This window comes from Nocardioides daejeonensis, assembly GCF_003194585.1.
Lineage (GTDB): Bacteria > Actinomycetota > Actinomycetes > Propionibacteriales > Nocardioidaceae > Nocardioides > Nocardioides daejeonensis.
In genome coordinates, this window is the sequence record NZ_QHKZ01000003.1 from 448,515 (window position 1) to 473,980 (window position 25,466).

26 protein-coding genes are annotated in these 25,466 nt (G+C 70.7%); 12 read left to right on the forward strand and 14 right to left on the reverse strand.

Going from position 1 to position 25,466, the window contains the following annotated elements; genetic code table 11:
• Positions 1–1,131, reverse strand: a complete 1,131-nt coding sequence (locus DNK54_RS10220) for a steroid 3-ketoacyl-CoA thiolase (protein WP_110206847.1) — start codon at positions 1,129–1,131, stop codon at positions 1–3.
• A 151-nt stretch (positions 1,132–1,282) separates the two neighbouring features.
• Between DNK54_RS10220 and DNK54_RS10225 the strand changes: the two genes are divergently transcribed.
• The 9 genes from DNK54_RS10225 (at position 1,283) to DNK54_RS10265 (ending at position 8,495) form a co-directional block, all read left to right on the forward strand.
• On the forward strand, positions 1,283–2,170 hold the full coding sequence (locus DNK54_RS10225) for an LLM class F420-dependent oxidoreductase (protein WP_110206848.1): 888 nt from the start codon (positions 1,283–1,285) through the stop codon (positions 2,168–2,170).
• Positions 2,167–2,655 carry a nuclear transport factor 2 family protein gene (locus DNK54_RS10230; RefSeq protein ID WP_162602392.1) on the forward strand — a complete coding sequence of 163 codons (489 nt, stop codon included), beginning with the start codon at positions 2,167–2,169 and terminating at the stop codon, positions 2,653–2,655. Before DNK54_RS10225 ends, DNK54_RS10230 begins: the two co-directional genes overlap by 4 nt.
• A complete protein-coding gene (locus DNK54_RS10235; RefSeq protein ID WP_110206850.1) occupies positions 2,652–3,455 on the forward strand; it encodes an SDR family NAD(P)-dependent oxidoreductase in 804 nt (267 codons plus the stop codon). Before DNK54_RS10230 ends, DNK54_RS10235 begins: the two co-directional genes overlap by 4 nt.
• Before the next feature lie 11 nt (positions 3,456–3,466).
• Positions 3,467–3,958 (forward strand): nuclear transport factor 2 family protein, encoded by a 492-nt coding sequence (locus tag DNK54_RS10240; RefSeq protein WP_110206851.1) that lies wholly within the window; start codon positions 3,467–3,469, stop codon positions 3,956–3,958.
• A gap of 19 nt (positions 3,959–3,977) precedes the next feature.
• Positions 3,978–4,988: a TIGR03617 family F420-dependent LLM class oxidoreductase gene (locus DNK54_RS10245; RefSeq protein ID WP_110206852.1), complete on the forward strand. Its 1,011-nt coding sequence runs from the start codon at positions 3,978–3,980 to the stop codon at positions 4,986–4,988.
• A 147-nt stretch (positions 4,989–5,135) separates the two neighbouring features.
• Positions 5,136–5,879: an SDR family NAD(P)-dependent oxidoreductase gene (locus tag DNK54_RS10250; RefSeq protein WP_110206853.1), complete on the forward strand. Its 744-nt coding sequence runs from the start codon at positions 5,136–5,138 to the stop codon at positions 5,877–5,879.
• A complete protein-coding gene (locus tag DNK54_RS10255; RefSeq protein ID WP_162602393.1) occupies positions 5,876–7,330 on the forward strand; it encodes an AMP-binding protein in 1,455 nt (484 codons plus the stop codon). The genes DNK54_RS10250 and DNK54_RS10255 overlap by 4 nt, the downstream gene beginning before the upstream one ends.
• Positions 7,327–7,734, forward strand: a complete 408-nt coding sequence (locus DNK54_RS10260; protein WP_110206855.1) for a VOC family protein — start codon at positions 7,327–7,329, stop codon at positions 7,732–7,734. The genes DNK54_RS10255 and DNK54_RS10260 overlap by 4 nt, the downstream gene beginning before the upstream one ends.
• Positions 7,731–8,495, forward strand: coding sequence for an enoyl-CoA hydratase/isomerase family protein (locus DNK54_RS10265; RefSeq protein ID WP_110206856.1), 765 nt, complete (start codon positions 7,731–7,733; stop codon positions 8,493–8,495). Before DNK54_RS10260 ends, DNK54_RS10265 begins: the two co-directional genes overlap by 4 nt.
• A gap of 97 nt (positions 8,496–8,592) precedes the next feature.
• Here DNK54_RS10265 and DNK54_RS10270 read toward each other — a convergent pair whose 3' ends face one another.
• The gene (locus DNK54_RS10270; RefSeq protein WP_110206857.1) at positions 8,593–9,210 is read right to left on the reverse strand and encodes a TetR/AcrR family transcriptional regulator; all 618 of its coding nucleotides are present in this window, start codon (positions 9,208–9,210) and stop codon (positions 8,593–8,595) included.
• Positions 9,211–9,401: 191 nt separating this feature from the next.
• Here DNK54_RS10270 and DNK54_RS10275 point away from each other — a divergent pair, with 191 nt between their 5' ends.
• Complete coding sequence (locus DNK54_RS10275; RefSeq protein ID WP_110206858.1) at positions 9,402–10,454, forward strand: hypothetical protein; 1,053 nt, start codon at positions 9,402–9,404, stop codon at positions 10,452–10,454.
• Positions 10,455–10,543: 89 nt separating this feature from the next.
• Positions 10,544–12,148 carry an ABC transporter substrate-binding protein gene (locus tag DNK54_RS10280; protein ID WP_110206859.1) on the forward strand — a complete coding sequence of 535 codons (1,605 nt, stop codon included), beginning with the start codon at positions 10,544–10,546 and terminating at the stop codon, positions 12,146–12,148.
• Between the two features lie 120 nt (positions 12,149–12,268).
• Here DNK54_RS10280 and DNK54_RS10285 read toward each other — a convergent pair whose 3' ends face one another.
• From DNK54_RS10285 to DNK54_RS10340, 12 genes are all read right to left on the reverse strand, one after another.
• The gene (locus DNK54_RS10285; RefSeq protein WP_110206860.1) at positions 12,269–13,057 is read right to left on the reverse strand and encodes an enoyl-CoA hydratase/isomerase family protein; all 789 of its coding nucleotides are present in this window, start codon (positions 13,055–13,057) and stop codon (positions 12,269–12,271) included.
• Between the two features lie 14 nt (positions 13,058–13,071).
• Entirely contained in the window at positions 13,072–15,258 is a 2,187-nt protein-coding gene (locus DNK54_RS10290; protein ID WP_110206861.1) for an acyl-CoA dehydrogenase family protein, read from the reverse strand.
• 262 nt (positions 15,259–15,520) lie between these two features.
• Entirely contained in the window at positions 15,521–16,441 is a 921-nt protein-coding gene (locus DNK54_RS10295; RefSeq protein WP_110206862.1) for an SDR family NAD(P)-dependent oxidoreductase, read from the reverse strand.
• Positions 16,438–17,586, reverse strand: a complete 1,149-nt coding sequence (locus DNK54_RS10300) for an acyl-CoA dehydrogenase family protein (protein WP_204164507.1) — start codon at positions 17,584–17,586, stop codon at positions 16,438–16,440. Before DNK54_RS10300 ends, DNK54_RS10295 begins: the two co-directional genes overlap by 4 nt.
• Before the next feature lie 82 nt (positions 17,587–17,668).
• Positions 17,669–18,850 (reverse strand): acyl-CoA dehydrogenase family protein, encoded by a 1,182-nt coding sequence (locus tag DNK54_RS10305; protein WP_110206863.1) that lies wholly within the window; start codon positions 18,848–18,850, stop codon positions 17,669–17,671.
• A 12-nt stretch (positions 18,851–18,862) separates the two neighbouring features.
• Positions 18,863–20,005 carry a steroid 3-ketoacyl-CoA thiolase gene (locus DNK54_RS10310; RefSeq protein ID WP_110206864.1) on the reverse strand — a complete coding sequence of 381 codons (1,143 nt, stop codon included), beginning with the start codon at positions 20,003–20,005 and terminating at the stop codon, positions 18,863–18,865.
• Complete coding sequence (locus DNK54_RS10315; protein ID WP_110206865.1) at positions 20,002–20,838, reverse strand: SDR family NAD(P)-dependent oxidoreductase; 837 nt, start codon at positions 20,836–20,838, stop codon at positions 20,002–20,004. Before DNK54_RS10315 ends, DNK54_RS10310 begins: the two co-directional genes overlap by 4 nt.
• Positions 20,838–22,088 carry a DegT/DnrJ/EryC1/StrS family aminotransferase gene (locus DNK54_RS10320; protein ID WP_204164508.1) on the reverse strand — a complete coding sequence of 417 codons (1,251 nt, stop codon included), beginning with the start codon at positions 22,086–22,088 and terminating at the stop codon, positions 20,838–20,840. The genes DNK54_RS10315 and DNK54_RS10320 overlap by 1 nt, the downstream gene beginning before the upstream one ends.
• A 41-nt stretch (positions 22,089–22,129) precedes the next feature.
• Positions 22,130–23,308, reverse strand: coding sequence for a lipid-transfer protein (locus DNK54_RS10325; protein ID WP_110206866.1), 1,179 nt, complete (start codon positions 23,306–23,308; stop codon positions 22,130–22,132).
• Complete coding sequence (locus tag DNK54_RS10330) at positions 23,305–23,745, reverse strand: hotdog family protein (protein WP_110206867.1); 441 nt, start codon at positions 23,743–23,745, stop codon at positions 23,305–23,307. The genes DNK54_RS10325 and DNK54_RS10330 overlap by 4 nt, the downstream gene beginning before the upstream one ends.
• Entirely contained in the window at positions 23,742–24,179 is a 438-nt protein-coding gene (locus DNK54_RS10335; RefSeq protein ID WP_110206868.1) for a Zn-ribbon domain-containing OB-fold protein, read from the reverse strand. Before DNK54_RS10335 ends, DNK54_RS10330 begins: the two co-directional genes overlap by 4 nt.
• Positions 24,176–24,748 (reverse strand): FAS1-like dehydratase domain-containing protein, encoded by a 573-nt coding sequence (locus tag DNK54_RS10340; protein ID WP_204164509.1) that lies wholly within the window; start codon positions 24,746–24,748, stop codon positions 24,176–24,178. The genes DNK54_RS10335 and DNK54_RS10340 overlap by 4 nt, the downstream gene beginning before the upstream one ends.
• A gap of 112 nt (positions 24,749–24,860) precedes the next feature.
• Between DNK54_RS10340 and DNK54_RS10345 the strand changes: the two genes are divergently transcribed.
• Positions 24,861–25,436 carry a TetR/AcrR family transcriptional regulator gene (locus DNK54_RS10345; protein WP_110206869.1) on the forward strand — a complete coding sequence of 192 codons (576 nt, stop codon included), beginning with the start codon at positions 24,861–24,863 and terminating at the stop codon, positions 25,434–25,436.
• The last annotated feature ends 30 nt before the right edge of the window (positions 25,437–25,466 follow it).

The following is a 25,466-nucleotide window of genomic DNA, read 5'->3' on the forward strand; positions in this document are numbered from 1 at the left end:
TCAGATCCTCTCGATGATGGCGCCGGTGGCCTGAGCGCCACCAGTGCAGATGGCGACCAGACCGAACTGCGCATCGCGGCGCTCCAGTTCGTCGATCACGTTGGCGATCAGGCGGATGCCGGTCGATCCGACCGGGTGGCCGATCGCGATGGCTCCGCCGTTGACGTTGAGGCGCTCCGGGTCGACGCCGTGCACCTGCGCGAACGACATCGGCACGGCCGCGAACGCCTCGTTGACCTCGAAGACCTCGATGTCCTTCACCGTCAACCCGCTCCTGGCGAAGAGCCGCTCCCCGGCCCGCACCGGACCGTCGAGCAAGTAGCGCGGCTCGCCGCCGACCAAGGTCTGCGCCACCATGCGAGCCCGCGGACGCAGGCCGAGCGCGTGCGCCTTCTCCTCGCTCATCAGCACCGCGGCCGTCGCGCCGTCGGAGATCTGTGAGGAGGTGCCGGCGGTGTGCAGTCCGCCCTCGCGGATCGTACGCAGACCGGCCAGCGCATCGAGGCTGGTCTCGCGCAGCCCCTCATCACGATCGAAGGTCCGGCCGTCGGGCAGGGTGACGGGCAGGATCTGGCGGTCCAGCCGGCCGGCGTCCCACGCATCCCGGGCACGCTGCTGGGAGCGGAGACCGAAGGCGTCGAGATCGGACCGGCTGAGACCACGGCGCTCCGCGATCCGATCGGCGCCCTCGAACTGGGCGGGCAGGTCGACCTCCCAGCTCTCCGGGCGCGGCTTGCCGACCTCGCCGAGGTTGGAGAGCAGCGGCACCCGGGTCATCGCCTCGACACCGCACGCCAGGCCGACCTCGATCTGGCCGGCCGCGATCTGCGCCGCGAGCAGGGTGACGGAGTGCTGGGCGGAGCCGCACTGCACGTCGATCGTGGTCACGCCGGTCTCCTCCGGCAGCCCGGCATGCAGCCAGGCGAAGCGCGCCACGTTTCCGGACTGCTCCCCTGCTTGCGTCACACAGCCGCCGATCACCTGCTCCACAGCGGTCGGGTCGAGGCCGACCCGGTCGAGTGCGGCCCGCTGGGTGTGGGCCAGAAGGTCGACCGCGTGGATGTCGGCCAACGCTCCACCCCTCTTGCCGTAGGGGGTACGAGCGGCATCGACGATCACCGGGTGCGACATGGGAACTCCTGGGACGGTGGGGCTGGTGCCTCCGCACCGTAGGGAGTGGCCGAGGCCGCCTCTGAGCGCGATCCCGGCAGGTGAAACTGCCCGGTTCCGGCTACCGGGAACGCAACCGGGGCAGGCCGAGCGGCTCCCTAGGGTCGCGTGCATGAAGTACGCCGTCATCGCACCCGTCGCTGCCAACGTCACCGCCGACCCAGAGTGGATGACGGCCTTCGCCCAGCACGTCGAGGCGTGCGGCTTCGAGTCGCTCGTCGCGGTCGAGCACGCCGTCGTGGTCAGCAGGTACTCCAGCGAGTACCCCTACGACGCCTCCGGCAAGATGGAGCTCGCCGACGACCAGGTCATCCCCGACCCGCTCGACCTGATGGCCTTCCTGGCCGCCAAGACGACGACGCTGGGCCTGGCGACCGGCGTCCTGGTGCTTCCCCACCACCACCCGGTGGTGCTCGCCAAGCGGCTCGCCACCATCGACGTCCTCTCCGGCGGCCGGCTCCGCGTGTGTGCTGGCATGGGGTGGATGAAGGAGGAGATCGAGGCCAGCGGCGTCGACTTCGCCACGCGCGGCCGGCGTGCGGACGAGCAGTTGCAGGTGCTGCGAGCGCTGTGGGCCGACACCTCGCCCGAGGGCGCTGACTTCGACGGGGAGTTCTTCCGCTTCGACAACGCAATGAGCTACCCCAAGCCGGTGCAGCGCGGCGGTGTGCCGCTGCACATCGGCGGTCACTCCAAGGCGGCGGCGCGACGCGCGGGCCGGTACGGCGACGGGTTGCAGCCGCTCGGCGTCATGGGTGAGCAGCTCGCCGAGATCGTCGACCTGATGCGCCGGACCGCCGACGAGGCGGGTCGCGACGCCGACGCCCTGGAACTGTCGCTGGGTCACCTGGTAGCGAAGATCGACCTCGCACGCGCCGAGAAGCTGGCCGCTCAGGGGGCCGACCGGATCGTGCTGGCGATGACGCCCACTGCGGACCTGCGGCAGGCCAAGGACGAGCTCAGCGCGTGCGCGGAGCGTCTGGAGCTGACCGCGCCGTGAGCGACGCGGCCACAGATCGCGAGGCGATCCGCGCCCTCGTCGATCGCTACGCCGCCGAGGTCGACGACCATCGGCCGGCGGAGGCCGCGCAGCTCTTCGTTGCCGACGGCGTGCTGGTCGCCCCCGCTCCCCCGCACGAGCTCGGGCCGACGGTGGTGCACGAGGGCCGTCCAGCGCTCGCGGCGGCGATGGCCGCCCTCGGCGGCTTCACCGCCACCTTCCATGCCGTGCACGGGGTCGTGGTCGATGCGCTCGACGAGCGGACCGCCGCCGGGCGGGTCACCTGCACCGCCCATCACCTGAGCGCACCCACTGCCGGGCGCGATGCGCGCGACCTGGTCTGGCATCTGGTCTACCGCGATGCCTATCGCCGCACCGACGCCGGGTGGCGCTTCGCTCGACGGGAGCTGCGGATCGTCTCCATCGAGTCCCGGAGCCCCCGGGCCGTCGGGCCCACCCACAATCCCCAGGAGGACACCAGATGAGCCGGACCAGCGTCGTCACGGGAGGGGCTCTGGGCATCGGCGGAGCGATCAGCCGCCGTCTGGCGGCCGACGGAGACCATGTGCTTCTGGTCGACATCGACGCCCAGGCAGCGGCCACCACGGCCGCGGAGATCACGGCGGCCGGCGGACGAGTCGAGACCGTCGTGGGCGACGTGTCGACCGACGAGACGGTGGCTGAGATCGCCGCGGCGGTCGAGCGGCACGGCCGGGTCGACGTCCTGGTCAACAACGTCGGGGACTTCCGGCCCGCGTCGAAGACGTTCCTGCACTCCAAGCCGGAGCAGTGGCAGCGGCTCTACGAGCTCAACCTGCTGCACGTGCTCAAGGTGACGCACGCGCTGCTGCCCACGATGGTGGCGCAGGGCGCCGGAGCGATCGTCAACAACTCCACGGTCGAGGCGTTCCGAGGCATCCCGGGCCATGCGGCCTACTCGGCCTACAACGCAGGCGTCTCGGCCTTCACCAGGAGCCTGGCCGTCGAGGTCGGCCGGTATGGCGTGCGGGTCAACGCGATCGCCCCCGACCTGGCCGACACCCCGCAGACCTCGCGGGAAGCGATGCTGCGCGGTCGCGACCCCGAGCTGGTGAAGCACTGGATCCCGCTGGGGCACTACGGCGAGGTCGCCGACTATGCCTCCGTGGTCGCCTTCCTCGCCTCGGACCAGGCCCGCTTCGTCACCGGCCACACGGTGCCGGTCGACGGGGGCACCCTGGCCGCATCGGGCTGGTACGGACGCGTCGACGGCAAGGGCTGGACCAACATGCCCGACCACCCGTGAGCGGAGCGTCCATGGAGGCCGACCGGCGGGCGATACACGACCTGGTGCTGCGCTACTGCCGAGGCATCGATCGGATCGACCTCGAGCTGGTGCGCAGCTGCTATCACCCGGGTGGGATCGACCATCACACCGGCTTCGACGGCCCCGTCGAGGAGTACGTCGAGTGGCTGCGTCCGCTGCTGGGTCGTTCGGCCGGCGGCACCCACCACATGGTCGGCAACCATCTGGCCGAGGTCCGCGGCGACGTCGCGGTGGCGGAGACCTACGCGCACGCCACGCACTGGGGCGGACCTGAGGATCCGCCGTCGCGCTTCTTCACCACCGGCGTCCGCTACGTCGACCACCTCGAGCGGCGCGACGACCGGTGGGGGATCGTCGAACGCTGGGCGGTGCGGGAGTGGACCCGACAGGACGCCGGCCGGCTGAGCGCCCCCGCCGGCACACTGGCACGACGGGACGGCACGGACCCGATCGAGCGGCTGCGGACGCGACTGCTCGGCTGACCCTGGAAGGACACTGCAGATGCGCATCGACCTCCGGCTCGACGCCGCCCCCACCGACGCCGCCGCGCGTGCCGTCGAGCTCGCCGCCACCGGCATCGACGGCCTCTTCACCTTCGAGGGCCAGCATGACGTCTTCCTGCCCCTTGCTCTCGCAGCTCAGGCCACCGACCTGCCCATCATGACCAACATCGCGGTCGCACTGCCCCGCAGCCCGATGCACCTGGCGCACCTCGCCCACGATCTGCATGCCCTCTCCGGGGGGCAGTTCACCCTCGGACTGGGCTCGCAGGTGAAGACCCACATCGAGCGGCGCTACGGCAGCACCTGGTCGCAGCCCGCCAAGCGGATGCGGGAGGCCGTCGCCGCCACCCGCGAGATCCTCGCAGCCTGGGCGGAGGGACGTCGGCCGGAGTTCCGCGGCGAGTTCACCCGGCACGACTTCATGCCGCCCACCTTCACGCCCGAGCCACTGCCCTGGGGCCCGCCTCCCGTGATGATGGGCGCCTTGGGCCCGTTGATGACGCGTACTGCAGGCGAAGTCTCCGACGGGCTGCTGGTGATGCCCTTCAACACGATCCGGCACATCGAGGAGCGCACGTTGCCGGCGCTGCGCGAGGGCTTGGAGCGGGCCGGCCGCGCGCCGGACGAGGTCGCCCTGGTGCCCGAGGTGATCACCGCGATGGGCACGACCGACGAGCAGTACCAGGCGGCGGTGGCGGGCGCCCGGTCGCTCCTCGCGTTCTACGCCTCCACCCCGGCCTACGCGCCGGTGCTCGACGCGGAGGGGATCGGCGATCTCCAGCCCTACCTGCAGGGGCTGCAGCGTGAGGGCAGGCTCCAGGAGATGGCGGCCGCTATCGACGACGACCTGCTCGACGCCATCGCGGTGCGCGGCACGCCCGAGGAGTGCGCGGCCAAGATCGCGGCCCGCTTCGGCGCGCTCTCGGACCGGGTCTGCGCCTACTTCACGGGCGGCGTACCACCGCTGCCCGCCATCGCCGACCTGGCCACGGCGATCCACGAGAGCTGAGCGGCGAACCACCTCCGGGGCCTGGCGGACTGCTCCCGCCTGACGGGAACAACGAGAACCCGGTTCCAGTTTGCTGCGCATGATCGCCGCTATCGCCAAGACGCTCCCCTGCGTCCCGCCACCGATCCGACGGAGGTTGCCGCACCGATGGCCGCCCATCCCCCAGTCCTGCAAGGCAGAACCGCCCTCGTCACCGGCGCCGGCCAAGGTGTCGGCCGCGGCATCGCCGCGCGTCTCTCGGCCGCCGGCGCCCGGGTCCTCGTCAACGACCTGGACGCCGACCGCGCTCGCCAGACGGCAGAGGAGATCGAGCACGCCGAGGCGCTGCCCTTCGACGTCACCGACCGCGGGGCGGTCGCAGCCGCCCTGCAGGACCGTCGGGTCGACATCCTGGTCAACAACGCGGGGGTCCCGCCCGGCGGAGGTCGCCCGAACCGCTTCGCCGAGATGCCCGAGGCGGACTGGCAGCTGCAGCTCTCCCTCAACCTTGCCGCCTTCATGCACCTGTCCCAGCTGGTGCTGCCCGGCCAGGTCGAGGCCGGCTGGGGCCGGATCGTCCAGATCTCTTCGGGCGCTTCGAGTCGGGGCCTCGCCATCGGCGTCGCGGCGTACGGCGCAGCGAAGGCCGGGGGCGAGAGCCTGGTGCGACATCTCGCGGTCGAGTACGGCCCGGCCGGGATCACCGCCAACTCGCTGGCGCTCGGCCTGATGGAGGGCGTCGCCCGCGCTGGCGACCCGAGCGTCGACCGGCTCATCAACTCGGTACCGATCAAGCGGCTCGGCCGGCCCGAGGAGGTCGGCGCAGCCGTGACGTGGCTCGCCTCCGACGACGGCGGCCTGGTCAACGGCCAGGTCATCCACCTCAACGGCGGGACGGTGTTCGGCCGGTGACCGCACTTCCTCTCGGACTGATCCCGGCCCATCACGCCGCCGCGGATCCCGACCGGCTCGCGCTTCGGTGCGGAGCCACGTCGCTGACCCGTCGCGAGTTCGCCGATGCCGTGGAGCGCGCCGCACGACACCTGCAGGCAAGCGGAGTGCGGGCCGGCGACACGGTCGCGATCGCCCTGCCCAACGGCATCGCCTTCCTGGTCACCACCTTCGCCGCCTGGCGTCTGGACGCGGTCCCGTTCCCGCTCGCCAGCCACCTGCCGGACGCCGAACGCAGCGCACTTCTCGAGCTTGCCTCCCCCGCGCTCGTCGTCGGCGACCCCGACCCGAGGTGGCGCTCCCTGGCCCCCACCGCGCTCGCCGCCGAGACCGACCCGGCCATCGACCTCGACGCACCGACCGGTACGCACCCGTGGAAGCTGATCGGCTCCGGCGGCAGCACCGGTCGGCCGAAGCTGATCCTGGCCGGCGTGCCCGCCGCCGCAGACCCGGCCACCGAGCGCTACACGATCCGCGGCTCCGACACCGTCTTCGTGCCCGGTCCGCTGTATCACCAGGGCCCGTTCATCTTCACCACCGCTGGCCTGATCACCGGCGCCTCCGTCGTCATCGCGGAGCGGTTCGACGCCGCTGAGGCGCTCCTCCTCCTGGAGGAGCAGCAGGTCACCTGGACCTTCCTCGTCCCGACGATGACCCACCGGATCTGGCGCCTCGGCGACGAAGCACGAGCGAGCACGGACCTGAGCCGGCTGCGCCTGCTCTTCAGCACCGGCGCCCCCTGGCCGACCTGGCTCAAGCAGGAGTGGATGGCCTGGCTCGGCTCCGACCGCGTCCTGGAGTGGTACGGCGGCACGGAGGAGCAGGGCGGCCTGCGGATCACCGGCGACGAGGCGGTGGCCCACCCGGGTGCCATCGGCCGTGCCGACGACGACGTGCGGGTGATCGACGCGGAGGGCCGCGACGTGCCCGCCGGCGAGATCGGCGAGCTCGTCTTCCGCACTCGCGGCACCGGTCATCATGCCTACATCGGCCAACCGGACCCGGCCGGGGAGTGGCGAGGCTACGGCGACCTGGCCTTCATCGACGATACCGGCTACGTGCACCTGACCGATCGCCGCACCGACATGATCGTCTCCGGTGGCGTCAACGTCTATCCGGCGGAGATCGAGGGCGCCTTGGAGGCCCACCCCCACGTGGTGGGCGCCGTGGTGATCGGGCTCCCCGACGAAGACCTCGGGCAGTACGTCCATGCCGTCGTACAACTGGCGCCGGAGTGGGAGGCGCAGGATCCCGACCAGGAGCTGCGGGCCTACCTGCGCGAGCGTCTCGCCCGGGTGAAGGTCCCCCGCCGGTTCGAGTTCGTCACCGACCAGCTGCGCGACGACGCCGGCAAGGTACGACGCTCCGCCATCCGCGATGCCCGTCTCGCAGCGCGGGAGGCGGCCCGATGATGCAGCTGGCCCGTCCCCACCTCGACATCGGCCTGGTCGTCTCCGACCTCGACGCCTCGCTCGGCTTCTATCGCGACCTGCTCGGCCTCCCGGTGCGCGGCGATCTCGAGGTGCCCGAGGTCGGCCGCCTGCTGCTGCTCGACCTCGGCGCGAGCACCCTCAAGCTGGTGGCGCCCCTGCGCCCGCCCACCGGCGCCTCACCCGCGGGCGGGCTCCGTGCCGGCGTGACCGGCATGCGCTACCTCACCCTGAACGTGCACGCCCTCGATGACCTCGCGGAGGCCTGCCGGCAGGCCGGCCACCGCGTGGCGATGAGACCCACCCCCGTAGGTCCCGGCATGCGCGCTGCCGCAGTCGAGGACCCGGACCGCAACTGGATCGAGTTTCTGGAGGTCACCTCGTGACTGTCACTGCCCACACCGACGGCCCGGTCGGCCTCATCACCTTGGATCGGCCGGAGAAGCGCAACGCGCTGAATGCCGCGATGATCGACGGCATCGTGCACGCCCTCGAGGCTCACGAGGCGGACCCTGCCGTGCGGGCCATCGTCCTCACCGGCACCGGCGACCGTGCCTTCTGCGCGGGCATGGACCTCACCCGGGTCAGCAGCAGCGAGCCCGGCGCGCCGACGACGCGACCCGAGACCTCCACCTACAAGCGGCTGCTGACCGACGGCAGCACCAAGCCGCTCATCGCGGCCGTCAACGGCACCGCGGTCGCCGGGGGCTTCGAGCTCATGCTGGCGTGCGACCTGGTGATCTCCGCCCCCCACGCTCGCTTCGGCCTGCCGGAGGTGGCCCGAGGCCTGGTCGCGGGGGCGGGCGGGACGTTCCTGCCCTTGCGCATCCCCCGCGCGGTGGCCTTCGAGCTGGCGCTGACCGCCGAGGCGATCGACGCGACGCGGGCCCACGCGCTGGGCCTGGTCAACCACGTCGTCCCGGCAGACGAGGTGCTGCCCCGAGCACTGGCGCTCGCCACCACCATCGCCGCCAACAGCCCCCATGCGGTGCGGCTCACCCGTGGCCTGCTCCGCGACGCCACCGACCTCTCCGCGGCCGAGGCATGGAGCCACGTCGATGCCGCGGTGACCGAGGTCCTCGCCGGACCCGACGCCCGCGAGGGTGCGCAGGCCTTCCTGGAGCGGCGTACGCCCCAATGGACCTGAACCGGTCCGGGCTGGAAAGCCTCGCAGGAGCCCACCGAAACCTCGGGCCACGCCTGGAGGTTCCGCCAGGGGGCGCTGTCGACGCCCAGGCGACCTCCTAGGTCGTCAGGCGTGGCGCCAGCGTCAGCCGCACGACATCGGTGATGTTGGCCTGCGCGCGGGCGAAGCTGATCCGACCCGTCGTCCAGAGCGCCAACGCGGTGAAGAGGGTGCCGCCGATCGCCAGCGACGCCACCCGGGCCACGTCGGGGCTGACGTCGGGAATGAGCTCGAAGAGAGTGGCCCGGTTGTTGACCGCACGCTGCTCCAGCGTCTCGATGACGTAGGGATCCGCTGAGGCGTGCAGCTCGATCTCCAAGCGGGCGTGGTGCGGCCGGTGGCGATAGACGCCGAGGTTGGCGCTGGCCAGCACCAGCGCCCGCTCCGCCGCAGGCGTGCTGAAGTCGATCGCCGCACGGCGCTTCTTGAAGCGCTCGACGTGGTGGTCGTTCCATGCCGCCATGGCGGCCGCAAGGAGCTGCTCCTTCGTCGGGAAGTAGCGGTAGACCGTCGCCAGTGCGACGCCGGAGCGCGCGGAGACCTCACGCATCTGGATCTGCTCCGACGGCAGGCCCTCGAGCAGGTCGAGCACCGCACGGGTCACCGCCGTCCGTCGCAAGCGCTGACTGGCGGTCAACGGCTCGATATCGAGCGGGCGGTCGGCAGTGGAGGGCATGGCGCGCACCCTAGCAACACAACCGGAACGTGGTTCTCGGATTCTCCGTGCTACTGCCCATGCATCCTGCAACCGCTACCGCACCTCTCACTCCAGCCCAGTGGAACCGAAGCGACAGCCAACGGACCTCGCAACTACCGTGACACGCGCCACTAACTAGAACCTTGTTTCAGTTATCGAGAGGAGCGTTGATGGACATCGCTCGCGCCCAGCAGGCCTTCACGCCGGTCGCCGCCCCGCGCCTGGTCCCCGACCTCTACACACCCGACGAGCTCGACCGGCTCTTCGGCGTCCTCCAGGAGAAGGGCCCGTGGCAGTCGATCGCCGCTCAGACCTTCTCCAGCGCGGAGGAGTTCCTCGCGGTCGCCGGCGCAGGCCGGCCCGCTACCGAGCTCTCGTTGAGCGACCTCATCACGCCCACCTTCCGGGGCTACTTCGCCCAGCAGGCGGTGGCGCTGCACGAGGAGATCCAGGACGTCTTCTACAGCACCAGGCTGCTGAACCTCGTGAAGGAGATGTTCGGTGCGCCGTATGCGATCCCGGCGCAGTTCTTCTTCAACCTCAGGGCTCCGGCGCACAGCCTCGACGCCGGTCACTTCGATCCACAGGTGTGGCGTGGCATGGACATGATGAAGGTGCCCGTGTGGCTGAGCGCCGTGATGGCCAAGTCCGGCCTCTTCGATCGCTGGGAGGTCCCCACCGGCCAGGTGATCACCTACTTCTACCGCTCAGAGGTCGACGGCGGGTTCACCTACTGGCCCGAGGGCCCCGCAGCACCCCCACAGCGCATCGCCGCGCCCTTCTGGAACGACGCGGTCGTCGTCCACAACCCGCGGATGTTCCACCGCGGCGAAGCCAGCGGACCCGTCCAGCGCCGTGCGAACCCGCCCGAGTTCCGGCTCGACAGCGTGATCGCGGCGGAGGACCCCCAGCACTGGGTGATCCGCAACGGCGACCAGGTGATCGCGCGGCATCCGGTGCGGGACATGCGCTTCCTCTTCCACTACGGCGCCCGGGTCTTCCGGGACCTGGCAGAGGTGTCGCGCTACTACGACCACACCGACGACCTGGACCTCGAGACCGTCTTCAACCTGTTGATCCGCGATCTCCGGGCTCGCGGCATCCGCTTCACCGAGCCGAGCGACCCCCTGCACGACGACGAGTTCGTCAAGACCCTCGCCACGGCGTACGCGGTCGCACCGACGGCGTACCCCGCCGAGGCTCCACTCGACCGGGTCTCCTGACCCACCCAACGTCTCGGGCACCGCACGGCACACGGCCGTGCAGATCAACAACAAACCGGCCCCTCGGGGCGACACGACAGGAGAGTCGGATGATCCGACGCAGAACCAAGAGAGTCCAGGCGCTGCTCGCTGCCGGGCTCGCCACGTTGCTGGTGGCCGGCTGCTCGTCGGCGACCTCGGGCGGTGGCCCGAAGCGCGAGGCGGTCGATCTCAGCTCGATCACCGAGGGCTACATCGGCACCGACAAGGCCGGGGACCCCGTCGACGGCGGCACATTGACTATGGCCTCCTTCGCCGAGCCGCGCTCGCTCGATCCTGCCGTCACCATCGCCGCGCTCACCACCGGCGGCTCGGAGATGCTGAACATCTACGACACCCTGATGCGCTACGAGGCGAGCGACACCACCTTCGTGCCGCAGCTCGCGGAGTCGCTGGAGTCCGACGACAACGTCACCTGGACCCTCCGACTGCGCGACGGCGTCCTCTTCTCTGACGGCAGCACCCTCGACTCAGCCGCCGTCAAGCGCAGCCAGGAGCGGTACGTCGCGCTGTCCGGGCCCGAGTCGGCCCTGTGGAAGGCGAACGTGACGAAGGTCGAGACGCCGGATCCGAGCACGGTGGTCTACACCCTGGCGAAGCCGTGGGCACAGTTCCCGGGCATCCTCTCCACCGGTCCGGGGATGGTCGTCGGAGAGAAGTCCGGCGAGGGAGAGAGCTTCAAGCCGATCGGGGCGGGGCCGTTCACCCTCGGCCCGTGGGCACCTCAGGAGTCACTGACGCTCAACGCCCGCGCCGACTACTGGGACGGCAAGCCGCACCTGGACTCCGTGAAGTTCGTCTACCTGCCCAGCGCACTGACCGCACTGGAGTCGCAGCGCAAGGGCGAGATCGACGTCGCCTTCGTGCGTGAGCCCGACCAGGTCGAGGACGTGCTCAAGTCGAAGCCGCATGCCTACGTCAACATGACCGCCGCGCAGAACAGCGCACTCATCAACGCCTCCGAAGGGCGCCCCGGCGAGGACCCGCGGGTCCGCAAGGCGATGCAGCTGGCGATCGACACGCAGCTGCTCACCGAGCGCGCCTTCAAGGGCGCGGGCGGCGGCAGCCCGACGATCTTCCCGGGGTACTCGCGCTGGCACGGCGACACCGAGGGGCTTGCCTACGACCCGGACGCCGCCAAGGAGTTGCTGGAGCAGGCCAAGGCCGACGGCTTCGACGGCAAGATCCACTACGTCGACGGCTCCGACCCTGCCTCGCGCGACACCGCTCTGGCCGTGAAGGCGCTCCTGGAGGCGGTCGGCTTCGAGGTCGAGATCGACCTCATGCGCACCGTCGCCGATCTGATCAACAAGGTCGTCATCGACCGGGACTACGACGTCTCGGCATGGGGACACTCCTTCCGCGAGTCCGACCCGATCCCCAAGATGTTCGCGATCATGCACAGCACCGGCAACCAGCTCTACGGCTCCTACACCAGCAAGGCGATGGACGCGCTGCTCGAGGAGTTCCAGGTAGCGCCCAGCTACGAGGAGCAGAAGGCGGTGATGGACCGCATCCAGCAGCAGGTCAACGCCGATGTGCCGTTCCTCGTCTTCGGTCCCTACGCCGAGACGGTGGTCTGGAACGAGAACGTCCGCGCGGTGACCGGTGCCGCCAACTCGATGGTGCTCTACTCCAAGACCTGGAAGAGCTGACCCTCGTCTCCGTCGACGGTGCCGCTGCCTCGCGCAGCGGCACCGTCTGCGCGTTGCGGGGCCGCTGTCACCGGTGGCCGACAAACGTCGCCGCGGATCCGGGCGCCGAGGCCGTGACCGTCAGGGCAGGTCGCTGACCCGCCCGGTCCACCGAGCCGGGCGGCGCTCCAGCGCCGCCCGCATGCCCTCGCGCACGTCGTCGTGCGCCATCAGCACCTCGTGCCAATGCGTCTCCAGCCGCTCCACCTCGGCGGCGTCACGAGCGAGCGAGGCCCACAGCGTCTGCTTGCTGGCCGCCAACGACATCGGCGCGGCCTCAGCCATCTCCGTCGCGATCGCCAACGTCGCCGGGAGCACCTCGGCGGCCGGCTGGACCTGGCTGCACAGCCCCCATGCCTCGGCCTGGCGGCCGTCGAAGGTGCGGCCCGTGAAGAGAAGCTCCGCGGCCCGGGAGACCCCGACGAGACGCGGCAGCACCCAGTGCACGTAGGCGTCGCCGAGCAGTCCGAGTCGAGCCTGCACGACGCCGTACTTCGCGTCCGCTGCCATCACCCGCACGTCGCACTGGAGCGCCAGCGTCAGGCCGATGCCGATCGCATGACCGTTGACCGCGGCCAGCACGGGCTTGCGCACCCGGAAGGCGGGAAAGCGTACGCCCGCAGCGCTGAAGCCCTCCCCCGTGCCGGCGAACGTCTCCGTACCGGCCTCCAGGTCCGCACCTGCGCAGAACGCCGGCGGGGCCCCGGTGAGTACGACGACCCTGACGTCATCGTCGAGGTCGCACCGGCGGTACGCCTCGGCCAGCTCACGACCCATGCCGCTGCCGAAGGCGTTGCGGCGGGCCGGGCGGTCCAGCGTGATCGTGGCGATGCCGTCCGTGACGTCGTACCGAAGGGTGCGCAGGTCCATGGGCGCAGTCTCGCTCAGCGTGGCAGACCCAACACGCGCTGGGCGATGACGTTGAGCTGGATCTCGGTGGTGCCTCCCCCGAAGAGAACGGCCGGCAGGCCGATGTGGTCGATCGCGTGGCCGCCTTCGAGCACCGCACCCTCCGGGCCGAGCACGCGGAGCAGGTCGAAGGAGCCGTCCTTCTGAGCAAGCGTGTTGAAGACCTTCTGCACGCTCGTCTCGGCACCGATCTCGAGGCCCGAGAGCCGGGCCAGGATGCTGCGCAGGTTGAGCGCCGAGAGGGCGATCTCGCGCGCGGTCGAACGCCCGAAGGCGCGCAGCACCTCGGCACGGTCGACGTCGGTGCGCTCCTCCTGGAGCAGTTCCAGGAAGCGGTCAGCGCTTCCGTGGGTCAGGCGCCCGCCCATGCTGAGCCGCTCGTTGCCGAGCGTGGTGACGGCCAGGCGCCAGCCCTGCTCACGCGCGCCGACCAGGCAGTCGTCGGGCACGAAGACGTCGTCGAGGAAGACCTCGTTGAACTCCGCTCGTCCGGTCGACTGCTTCAGGGGACGCACGTCGACACCGGGCGAGCTCATGTCGACGAGGAAGTAGGAGATGCCCTTGTGCTTGGGCGCCGAGGCGTCCGACCGCGCCAGGCAGACCCCCCAGTGGGCCTCGTGAGCACCGGAGTTCCACACCTTCTGGCCGTTGAGCAGCCAGCCTCCGTCGACCTTGGTGGCCTTGGTGCTGAGCGAGGCCAGGTCGGAGCCTGCGCCGGGCTCGCTGAAGAGCTGGCACCAGATGATCTCGCCACGCAGCGATGGCGCGATGAAGCGCTCCTGCTGCGCAGCGCTGCCGTGCACCAGCAGCGTCGGCAGCACCCACTCGCCGATCACGGTGCTTGGCGGAGTCAGCCCACGCGCCTCGAACTCGTCGGCGATGACCGCCTGTTCCTGCACCCCCGCATCCCGTCCGTACGGCGCGGGGTAGTGCGGTGAGACCAGGCGCGCCTCGGTGAGCAGGTCGGCGATCGGCCCGGGCGTGATCCGGGCCCACGTCTGGTTGGCGTCCGCGCCGGTGAGGGCAGCGACCCGGTCGAGCACCGGACCGACCTCCGCGCGCAGCTCCGGAAGCGTCGAGGGGTCGAGGAACGAGAAGTCGCGCCGTACCTCGATGGCGCGCTCGCCCAACCGCTGGGCCCACGAGTCGGTGGTGCCGATGAGCGCGGCGAGCGACAGCGCACGGCGTTGGTAGAGATGCGCGTCGTGCTCCCAGGTGAAGCCGATGCCACCCAGCAGCGAGACCAGGTCGAGCGTGAGGTCGACCGACGGTGCCACGGCGTTGAGGGCCGCCTGGGCCGCGGCGAGCTGCTGCTGCTCCGCGGCGTCCCCACCGGCTCGCGCCGCATCCCAGGCAGAGGCGGCTGCCACCTCGGCGCGCACCAGCATCATCGCCGCCTTGTGCTGCACCGCCTGGAAGGCACCGACCGGCTGCCCGAACTGAACCCGGGTCTTCACGTAGTCGACGGCGGTGCGCAGCGCCCACGCCGACACTCCGGCCGCCTCGGCGCCGTACAGGGCGGCCATCACGAGGTCGACCGCCACGTCGCCGGTCGTCGCCAGCGGGAGCAGCGTGAGTCCGTCGGCCCGCAGCCGGCCGATGGAGCGGGTGAGGTCGACGGCGTCGCCTGCCTCGACGCGGTCGGCGAGCTCGCTGCCGGACAGGACGAACCAGCGGGTCTCGCCCGCCGCGGACCGCGCGCCCACGAGCGCGTGGTCCGCACCGACGAGCCCGAGCGCGGGAGCCGAGGTGCCGTGCAGCCTCCAGGCGTCGCCGGCCGGTTCAGCCGTCAATCCGCCGCGCACCAGGGCGCCGGTGGCTCCTCCGGCGAAGTCGGCCACCAGCTCGTGGGCCGGGTCCAGGCGGAGCAGGGCGGCGCTCGCAGTCACCGTGGGCAGCCAGGGGCCGGGAAGCAACGCGGTGCCGGACTGCTCGGCGACGACCGCCAGCTCAGGCAGTCCGACGCCTGCTCCCCCGACCTCCTCCGGGAGGTGCAAGGCGTGCAGGCCGTTGTCGAGCAGGACCTGCCACACCGGCGGCCGTACGCCGGCAGCGAGGTCGGCGAAGCGTCCACGCGTGTCTTCGGTGGCGGCGTGCCGAGCGGCGAGGCCACCGACCGAGTCGGCGAGGGCGCGGAGGTCTTCGTCTAGGGCGATGGGCATGAGGGTCCTGACTTCCTGGACTCGAAGCGACAGCGTGTGGCAGCGGATCGTGTCGGCCGCGCACGGCCGCACGTCGCCCGGGGGCCTAGGGCGGCGCATGACGGCGTCCGCCCCGATGATCCAGCCGCCCCGTCGCGGGTGGTTGCAAAGTGTTGCTGAGTGGGACCCCAGCACAGTCGGCTCAGTACGTGGTGGAGAAGAATCGGCCGTCGCAAGCAGCACATCCCATGTGCGCAGCAGGCCATGACCTTCTCCAACGCGCTCAAGCGCTGGGCACAGCCTCGCGGAGGCTCTCCGGCACCGGCGGCGCGGGGGCGAAGCGGAGGTAGTCGGGCAGGAAGCCCGAGGGGTCGAGGTCATCGGGCTGCCAGCCTGCGACGAGGTCGGAGCCGTCGACCGAGCGGACCGGGCGCCGGAACTCGTGCAGCAGCGGCAGGCTGTAGGCGACCCGGCCGGTGAGTGTCGCCGGGTCGCCGGTGCACAGCAGCAGCGCCGCCTCGGCCATGGTCTCTTCCGGCTCCGAGGGCCACCCCGGCACGACCCCTGCGGCGTGCTCGGTCGCCACCCCGCGGTTGGGGGAGAGCGCGTTGACCGCGATCCCGTGCGGATGCAGCTCCATCGCCGCCCCGGTCGTCAGCCGGTCGAGCATCGCCTTCGTGCCGCCGTACAGCACCGAGCCGGCGAGCGGGTGGAAGGCGAAGGGTGGACCGACCCGAGGACCGGCCTGACGGGAGGAGATGTTGAGCACCCAGCCGGCACCCCGGCGTCGCATGCCGGGAACCACCGCCCGCATCAGGTCCCAGGTGTTCCAGACGTTCGTCTCCACCGAGTCCTGGAACCAGGCGCGCGTCATCTCCTCGAACGGCACGTCGTAGCGCCGGGTCGCGGCGACGTTGTTGACGAGGATGTCGACGGTGCCGCCCAGCTTCTGCTCGACCTCCCCGATGAGCGCGGGCCGGTCCAGATCGGGGCGTCCCAGATCGACGACGAAGGCGTCGGCCCTGCCGCCGGCTCCACGGATCAGCGCCACGGTCTCTTCCAACGAGCCGGCGAGCGCGCCGTCGCCCCCGCGCCGGGTGCGGGAGACCGCAGCCACCGCGATGCCCTCGGCAGCCAGCCGCCGCGCGATCGCACGGCCGATGCCGCGGGCGGCACCGGTGACGACGGCGACGTGGTCGGTCACGCCGGCGCGCCGATCGGAGGCGCCGACTCGAGGACGGCCCCCAGCTCAGCCGCGAGCTGGTCGGAGCCACCCAGGCTGAAGGCCGCCTGCCGCCCCCAGAGGAAGTAGCGATGGATGGGGTAGTCGATGTCGGCGCCGATGCCGCCGTGGAGGTGCTGGGTCGCGTGGACCACGCGCAGTCCCCCGCGTGCGGCCCAGAACTTCGCGACCAGCACCGCGGACTCCGCCTCCTGGTCGCGTCCGGAGTCGAGCAGCCAGGCGGCACGCAGCGTGGTCAGCCGGATCGCCTCCGTGTCCAGGTGCGCATCGGCGGCGCGCACCGCCACCGCCTGGTTGGTCGAGATCGGGCGGCCGAACTGCTCCCGCTGCGAGACGTACGCCGCCGTCGCCGTCAGTGCCTCGGCGCAGGTGCCGAGCTGCACGCCGCAGAGGGCGAGTCGGGCGCGCTGCAGGGTCCAGGCGGCCACGTCGACGTCGCCTCCGTCGAGCACGTCCTCGTTGCTCACCCGGACGCCCTGGAAGCGCACCGTCGCGGCGCTTCCCTGGCCAGTCGCGGCAACAGGCGTCACGGTCACTCCCGAGGCGCCCGTGGCCACGACCACCACGTTCGTCGTGCCGTCGGCCAGTCGCACCGGAACGACGACAGCCTCCGCCTCGGCCGCCGCCGGAACGCCCACGGCCGTGCCCTCGACGACGACCGCGTCCGCGTCACGCACCCCGGTCACGCCAACCTCGCCGGCCACACCGTCGAAGGCACCGACGACGAGAGCGTCCCCGCTCAGGATCCGGTCGAGCAACCGCTCCTTCAGCGTCACGGAGCCGAACTCCGCGATCGGCCAGGCCGCCGCGGCCACCACCGACCAGAACGGCACCGGCGCGACCCTGCGCCCCTGCTGCTCGGCGATGGTCACCAGGCCGAGTACGCCCATCCCGCCACCGCCGGTGGATTCGGGCAGGCAGGCGGCGAGCAGTCCGGAGTCGGCCAACAGCTTCCACAGGCGGCGGTCGAACCCGCCCTCGGCGCGCTCCACCTCCACAACGCGCTCGGTGGACGCCTGGTCGGCGAAGATCTCCTCGGCCAACGCCGCCAGCGCCGCGTGGTCCTCGGGGAGAGTGAAGCTCATCTCTTCAATGGTGCTGTCCATCAGGAAACCTCATGTGTGGGTGACGGTGCGACGCTGAAGTTGGCGTCTCGACGTGCTGAAGTTGGCGTCTCGACGTGGGGGGTCAGCGGCGGCGGGCGGAGAGGGTCATGCCGAGGGTCTTGCCGGCGACGATCTCGCGCATGACCTCGTTGGTGCCGCCGCCGAAGGTGTTGTTCTGCGCCCGGCGGGCCAGGGTCTCCACCCGGCCCGCGACCGCAGCGCCCGGCGAGCCGGGACGCAGCAGGCCGTAGGCGCCGAGCACGTCCTGCAGGCGGCCGTAGCTGGTGACGACGGCCTCGGTGCCGAACACCTTCGCGGCCGCGGAGTCGCCACCGGCCAGCGTGTTGGCGGCCACGTCGGAGACCAGCCGCAGGCTGAGCAGGTCCGCGGCGCTCAGCAGCGCGTAGACCTCGGCGAGGGTCGAGCGGACCCACGGGACGTCGTACAGGGTGCCGGAGCCGAGGGGCTGTGAGCGTGCCCAGGCGATCGTCTCGTCGAGCAGCTCGTTGGCGATGCCGTTGCGGGCGGCCAGGGCCACCCGCTCGTGGTTGAGCTGGTTGGTCACCAGACCCCACCCCTGGTTCATCTCCCCCACGAGGTTGGTGCGCGGCACCCGCACGTCCTCGTAGTAGGTCGCGGAGGTGGAGATGCCGCCGACCGTGTGGATCTCCGTCACCGAGAAGCCGGGCGAGGAGGTCGGCACCAGGACCACCGAGATGCCCTGGTGGCGCGGCGCATCGGGATCGGTGCGTACCGCCAGCCAGATCCAGTCGGCGAAGACGCCGGCACTGGTGAAGATCTTGTTGCCGTTGATCACCAGGTCGTCACCATCGACCACCGCGCGCGTCTGGAGCGATGCGAGGTCGGTGCCGGCCGAGGGCTCGGTGTAGCCGATCGCGAAGACGAGCTCGCCGGAGAGGATCCGGGGCAGGAAGTAGTCCTTCTGCTCGGCCGTGCCGTGGGCCATCAGGGTCGGTGCCACGGTGTTGAGCGTGACCAGCGACAGCGGCGCGCCCGCGCGCAGTGCCTCGTCGTAGAAGACGTAGAGCGCCTCGGGGTCCTCGCCCCGGCCGCCGTACTCCTCGGGCCAGCCCAACCCGAGCCAGCCGTCGGCGCCCATCTGCCGGTAGATCCGGTCGAAGACGGGGCCACCCTCGGTCTGGTCGACCAGGGCGGCGCGGTCCTCGTCGTTGATGACCGAGGAGAAGTAGTCGCGCAGCTCCTGGCGCAGCCGCCGGGAGGCGGCGGAGAGTTCGGGATGCATGGCAGCGTCCTTTCAGAGTCGTTCGAGCAAGACGCAGGTTGTGGCGGCGGAGGCGCAGATGGCGACGAGGGCCAGCGCGGCGTCGCGACGCTCCAGCTCCTCCACGGCGGTGGCCAGCAGGCGGATGCCGGTGGCGCCCGCGGGATGCCCCAGTGCGATGGCCCCGCCGTTGACGTTCAAGCGCTCCGGGTCGATCTCCAGCACCTGGGCGAACGACATCGGAACCGAGGCGAACGCCTCGTTGACCTCGAAGACGTCGATGTCGGCGAGAGCGACACCGGCCCGGTCGAGCACCTTGCGAGCCGCGAGAATCGGGTTGTCGAGCATGTACTCCAGATCGCCGCCGACGACCGTCTGGCCGAGCACCCGGGCTCGCGGCGTCAGGCCCAGCTCGGCCGCGCGGGCAGCCGAGGTGATCAGGGCAGCGCTGGCCCCGTCGGAGACCTGCGAAGAAGTGCCGGCGGTGTGCAGGCCGCCTTCCTTGACCGGCTTCAGCCCGGCCAATCCTTCGAGCGTGCTGGCGCGCAGCCCCTGGTCGCGCTCGATCCGCATCGTCGAGCCGTCGGCCTGCGGCACCTCCACCGGCAGCACCTGGCGGTCGAAGCGCCCCGCGGCCCAGGCTGCGGCAGCCCGCTCCTGGGAGCGCACCCCGAAGGCGTCGAGATCCTCGCGACCGAAGCCGCGACGTACGGCGATCCGGTCGGCGGCCGTGTACTGGTCGGGGGTGTTCAGCGACCAGTCGGCAGGTCGCGGCGTGCCGAGTCCGCTGCCCTGCTTGTAGGTCAACGGCACCCTGCTCATCACCTCGACGCCGCAGGCGACACCAGCGTCGACGGCGCCGAAGGCGACCTGGCCGAGCAGCAGCTGGACCGCCTGCGAGGAGGTCCCGCACTGGGCGTCGATGGTGGTGCATCCGACCTCGGCGGGCAGCCCGGCATGCATCCAGGAGGTGCGGGTGATGTTGCCGAACTGCTCACCGATGGGCGTGACGCAGCCGCCGATGGCCTGGTCGACCACGGTCGGGTCCACGCCGTTGCGGTCCAGCACTCCACGCTGCACGTGCCCGAGCAGCTCGGTGGCATGCAGCCCGGAGACCCATCCCTCTCGCTTGCCGAACGGGGTGCGGACCATGTCCACCAGCACCGGCGTGCTCATCGTCCTGCTCCTTCTCGTGGGCGGGCGTCCAGACCCAGGGCGGTGATGTCGCGCTCCTCCAGGAGATCCAGGCTGACCCGGACCCCGCCGGTCAGGTCGGGAGCGCAGTCGCAGAGCACCAGCATCCCCTCGACCATCTCCTCCATCGACTCGAAGACATCCGCCTCGAACTTGTCCCCGACGAGCTCGGCAGCACCCTCGGTGAGCACGCCGAAGCGCGGCTCCACCGTGTTGACGCGCACTCCGGTGCCGTAGAGCTCGGCGCCGAGGCCGTTGGTGAGCCGGTTGAGCGCGGCCTTCGAGGCGCCGTACACGGCCATGTGGCTCCCGGGCGGCGGCAGGTGGAAGGGGGGGCCGGGACGCAGGTTGGCGGTGGCACTGGAGACGTTGACGATCCACCCCTCGCCGCGCTCCACCATCGCCGGGATCGCCTGCTGTGCCAGGTCGAGCGGCGCATGCACGTTGACCTCGAACGTCAGGTGGCTGCGCTTCGACGGGTAGTCGACCAGCGGCTGGTACATCGCTGCCGCAGCGTTGTTGATCAGGAGGTCGATCGGCCCTCCGAGCGCCTCGGCGGCACGGCCGACCAGCCCGGCGCGGCTCTCCGGCGACGCGAGGTCGGCCATGATCGCCTCGACCGTGGTGCCGTACCGGCGCGCTCCCTCGACAACCTCCTTCAGGTTGCCGTCGAGGTGGTCGTGGCGCTCCCAGGTGCGCGCGACCGCAACGACGTCGGCACCCTCGGCCGCCAGACGCTCGACGGCTGCGGCCCCGATCCCCCGGCTGGCTCCGGAGACGAGTGCCCGGCGGCCGGCGAAGCGAGCGCCGGCCATCAGAGGTGCTTCTCCGCCATCGACGCGATCGCGTCCGCGATCCGCTGCACGTGCTCCGGAGGCAGCCCGTGGCTCATGCCGAGCGTCATGCCGCGCTCGAAGACGGCGTCCGCCTCCGGAAGACCCTCCTCCGGCACGCGGTGCGTGATGCCGGCCATCATCGGGTGCCGGACGATGTTGCCGCTCCAGACGGTGCGCGTGTCGATGCCACACGCATCGAGGTGCTCCTGCAGGTCACTACGGGTGAAGGGAGCGTCGGCGTTGACCATCACCGGGTAGCAGAGCCAGGCGGTGTCGAGCCCCTCGGTCTCCACCGGCGTGGTGAAGAACTGCGGGAACCGGCCATAGGCATCGGTGTAGGCCTGCCAGGTCGCCTTGCGGATTCGGTAGTTCTCCGCGAGCTTGTTGAGCTGCACGACGCCGTACGCCGCCCCCAGCTCCTGCGGCTCGAAGTTCCAGGAGAGCTCGTCGAAGATGAAGTCGTTGTCGTAGTCGACGCCGTCGAGATCCTCGCGGAAGACCCGGCCGCCACCGTTCTCGGCAGCGGAGCCGAAGAGGTTCGGCTCCGAGCGCCGTCCCCAGCGACGCAGCAGCAGCGCACGGTCACGGGTCTCCACGTCGTCCATCATCACCATGCCGCCGGTGCCGGCGCAGGTGATGATGTGCGCCATCGAGAAGCTGGTCACCGAGATGTCCGCGCGGGCTCCGGTCGGGGTGCCCCGCAGGGTCGCACCGAGGGCGTCGCACGAATCCTCGATGACCTTGAGACCGTGTCGGTCCGCGACCTCGCGGATCTTGTCCCAGTCGGGGCAGTTGCCGGCCAGGTTCGGCACCAGGATCGCCGAGGTGTTCTCGGTGACCATCGCCTCGATCTTGTCCTCGTCGATGTTGAACGTGTTGGGCCGCACGTCGACGAAGACCGGCACCAGCCCGGCCCGCACGATCGGCGCGACGTCGGTCGAGAAGGTGAGCGGCGAGGTGATCACCTCGCTCCCCTTCGGCAGGTCGAGCAGCTCGACCGCCAGGTAGAGCCCGGACGAGCCCGAGTTGCACATCACGCCGTACTTCTTGCCCGAGAGCTCGGGGACGCGGCGCTCCAGCTCGAAGACGGACGGGCCGATGCGCAGGCCTTGATGGCCTCGGTGCAGCACCTCGAGGACGGCGTCGATCTCGGCCTGGCCGTGGGTGGCGCGGGCATAGGTGATGCGCTCAGTGAGCACGTCGGGGGTCGCGGCGGCTTCTGCAGTCACGGATGTCTCTCCTTGCTGGGTGGGATGGGCGGAGTGACCGCTCAGTGGTCGGTGGCAAGCACGATCGCGGAGTGCGGCACCGGCGATCCGCCGGTGACGAGCACGTGGTCGAGCTGCTTGCCGGGCTGGTTGACCGAGGTGCCGCGGATCAGGCGGACACCCTCGGCGATGCCGTTGACGCCGTGGATGTAGCCCTCGCCGAGCTGGCCCCCGTGCGTGTTGATCGGGAGTCGTCCGTCGAGCTCGAGATGGCCGTCGCGGATGAAGGCCGGAGCCTCGCCACGGCCACAGAAGCCGTACTCCTCCAGCTGGAGCAGCACCATCGGCGTGAAGGCGTCGTAGAGGATCGCTGCGTCGACGTCGTCGGGGCGGATGCCGGCCTGCGCCCACAGCTGACGGGCGACGAGCTCGACCTCCGGCATCGCGTCGATGTCGTCGCGGTAGTAGGAGCTCATCGAGATCTGCTGCGGCCCGACACCCTGCGCCGCGCCGGCGATGATCGCCGGTGGGTGCGGCAGGTCGCGGGCTCGCTCGGCACTGACGATGACCAACGCCACCCCGCCGTCGCTCTCCTGGCAGCAGTCGAGCAGTCGCATCGGGTCGGCGATCATGCGGGAGTTCTGGTGGTCCTCCAACGTGATCGGGCGCTCGTAGAACCAGGCCTTCGGGTTCTTGGCCGCATGCTTGCGTGACAACACGCTGATGCGGCCGAAGTCCTCGGAGGTGGCGCCGTACTCATGCATGTAGCGGCGGGCCAGGAACGCCTCCTGCTGGGCCGGGGTGAGCAGCCCGTAGGGGTTGATCCAGTTCCGGTACTCCTGGTCCGTGTTCGCGGTGTAGGCGAACGGCGGCGGTCCGGCACCGAAGCGGTGCCCGGAGCGCTCGTTGAACGCGCGGTAGACGACGACCACGTCGGCGACACCGCTGGAGACCGCCAGCGCTGCCTGCTGGACCGGCGCGCAGGCCCCTCCGCCACCGTGCGGGATCCGGCTGAAGAACTTCAGCTCCGGGATGCCGAGTGCGCGGGCGACGGCGATCTCCGGGTTGGTCTCCATGGTGAAGAGCGCGAAGCCGTCAACCTCCTCCACGCCGATCTGCGCATCCTGGAGGGCGGCGAGGGTCGCCTCACAGGCGAGCTGCCACTCGCTGCGCCCGGAGTCCTTGGAGAAGTCGGTGGCGCCGATGCCGGCGATCGCGGTCTGGCGGGCGAATCCGCTCATCGTGCTGCTCCTTCTCGACGGTACGGCGCCACGACGACCGTGGCTGTCACGTGCGGCCCCTGGGAGTTGCGGCCCACGACCTTGATCTCGACCTCGTCGGCCCCTCCCGGCGCCTCTGCCTGGCGAACGGCGACGACCTCGCCGGTCATCGTCATCACGTCACCGGGGAAGTTCGGCACCCCCAACCGCAGCGACACCTTGCGGATCTGACCGTTCGGGCCGGCCCAGTCGGTGACATAACGGTCGATGAAGCCGTTGGTGGAGTTGATGCTCATGAAGATGTCGGGGGTCCCGCGACCCTGGGCCTTGCCGGGATCGTGATGCACATCCTCGAAGTCCTGAGAGGCGATCGCCGTGGCCACGATGGTGGTCCGGTCGAGCGGGATCTCCAACGTGGGCAGCACAGTGCCCACGTCGTACGCCGGGAAGTCGCTCACTGCGCACCCCCGGCCTCGGTCGCCACGCCCTCGGCGGCACCTCGCGGGAAGACGCGCGGCAGGATCTCGCCGTGCGCATGCTCGCCGAACCCGATCTCGACCTCCATGCCGATCTCGAGGGCGTCGAGGTCGAAGCCACTCATGTCGGCGACGAACCGGGTGCCCTCCTCGAGGTCGACCAGCGCGACGCCGAGCGGATAGGTGAAGGCGTCGTCCTTGGGGTGGTGCAGCACCGTCCAGGAGTGGAGCGTGCCCAGCCGACTGGAGACGACCGTGTCCCACGCGAACGAGCGGCAGGCCGGACAGGCCGGGCCGGGCGGGTGGCGCAGGGCGCCGCAGGTGACGCAGCGCTGGATCTCCAACCGGCCGGCGGCGGCCGCGTCGAAGAAGAAGCTGTTGTCCTGGGTACGGATCAGATGGGGGATGCCGGTCACGAGGCCACCGCCTTCTTCTGGGTCGGGTCGAAGCGCAGCAACTTGAACCGCTCCTCGACGAGGAGCTCGTCGTGCTGGTTGACGTACCGCTTGAGCAGGGTGATCCAGCAGCCGTGCCCCAAGCCCGTCTGCTTGAACGGGGAGACCGCCTCGATCGTGAACTCACAGCGGATCCGGTCGCCGGGCACCATCTCGCGCAGGTAGCTCTGCTCGAGGTCGGTGGCGACGACGGAGGTGTAGCCGTGCTCGTCGAGCAACGCGAGCATCCGAGAGTAGGCGAAGTCCTCCTGGACCCCCTCTGCTCGAAGCCGCTGCACCTCGCGGTAACGCTTGAGCCCGCTCATCACCCACGTGGAGGCCATGGCAGGCGGGCAGATCACCGAGGCGCGGCCGGTCGCAGCGGCGGCCCCGGCGTCGACATAGATGGGGTTCTCGTCCTCATGGGCCTCGACCCAGTTGCGGATCATCGCCTCGTTGACGGCGTACCGGGAGACCCGGTCTGGCTCGGCCTGTTGGCCGACGAAAGCCGTCAACTGTGCATGCAGGGCGTCGGTCTCTGGTCCACTCACCGGCCACTCCTTCGGATTTGAGCAAGCGCTTGGTGCAAGAATGCTCCACACCGGGACTCCGGTATACGGAGGTCTCACTCAGTCGGACCGCAGCGACCAGCGAAGGAATGCCATGGCACGCGACACCCGCTCCGAGATCCTCGAGGTCGCCGCCGACCTCTTCGCCAGCCGCGGCGTCGGCGCGACCACCGTCCGCGAGATCGGCGACCGGGCAGGCGTGCACTCCGGCAGCCTCTATCACTGGTTCCGCTCCAAGGATGCGATCGTCGCCGAGCTGATGGCGGACTACATGGCCGACATCCAGCGCCGGTTCGCGGCCGCGAGCGCCGAGGCGGCGACTCCTCGAGAGACGGTGGAGCGACTGATCGCAGCCACTCTGGCGATCATCGAGGAGCACCCGCAGCCCACCGCGATCTACCAGCAGGATCGGCAGTACCTGCGCGCCCACGGCCTACTGGACGCCGTCGACGACGCTTCGCGCGAGATGCGCAACTACTGGATCACGGCGATCAAGGCGGGCGTGTCGGAGGGCACCTTCCGCGACGACGTACCTGTGGAGACCTTCTACCGCACCGTGCGCGACGCACTGTGGGCCAGCCGCCACTGGCCGGTGCGCGAGCAGCACTCGCGCACCGAGTTCACCGAGCAGATGGTGCGCCTCTTCCTTCAGGGCTTCCTGGCCGACTGAGCCAGCGGTGCGTGACGTGCGTCATAATGC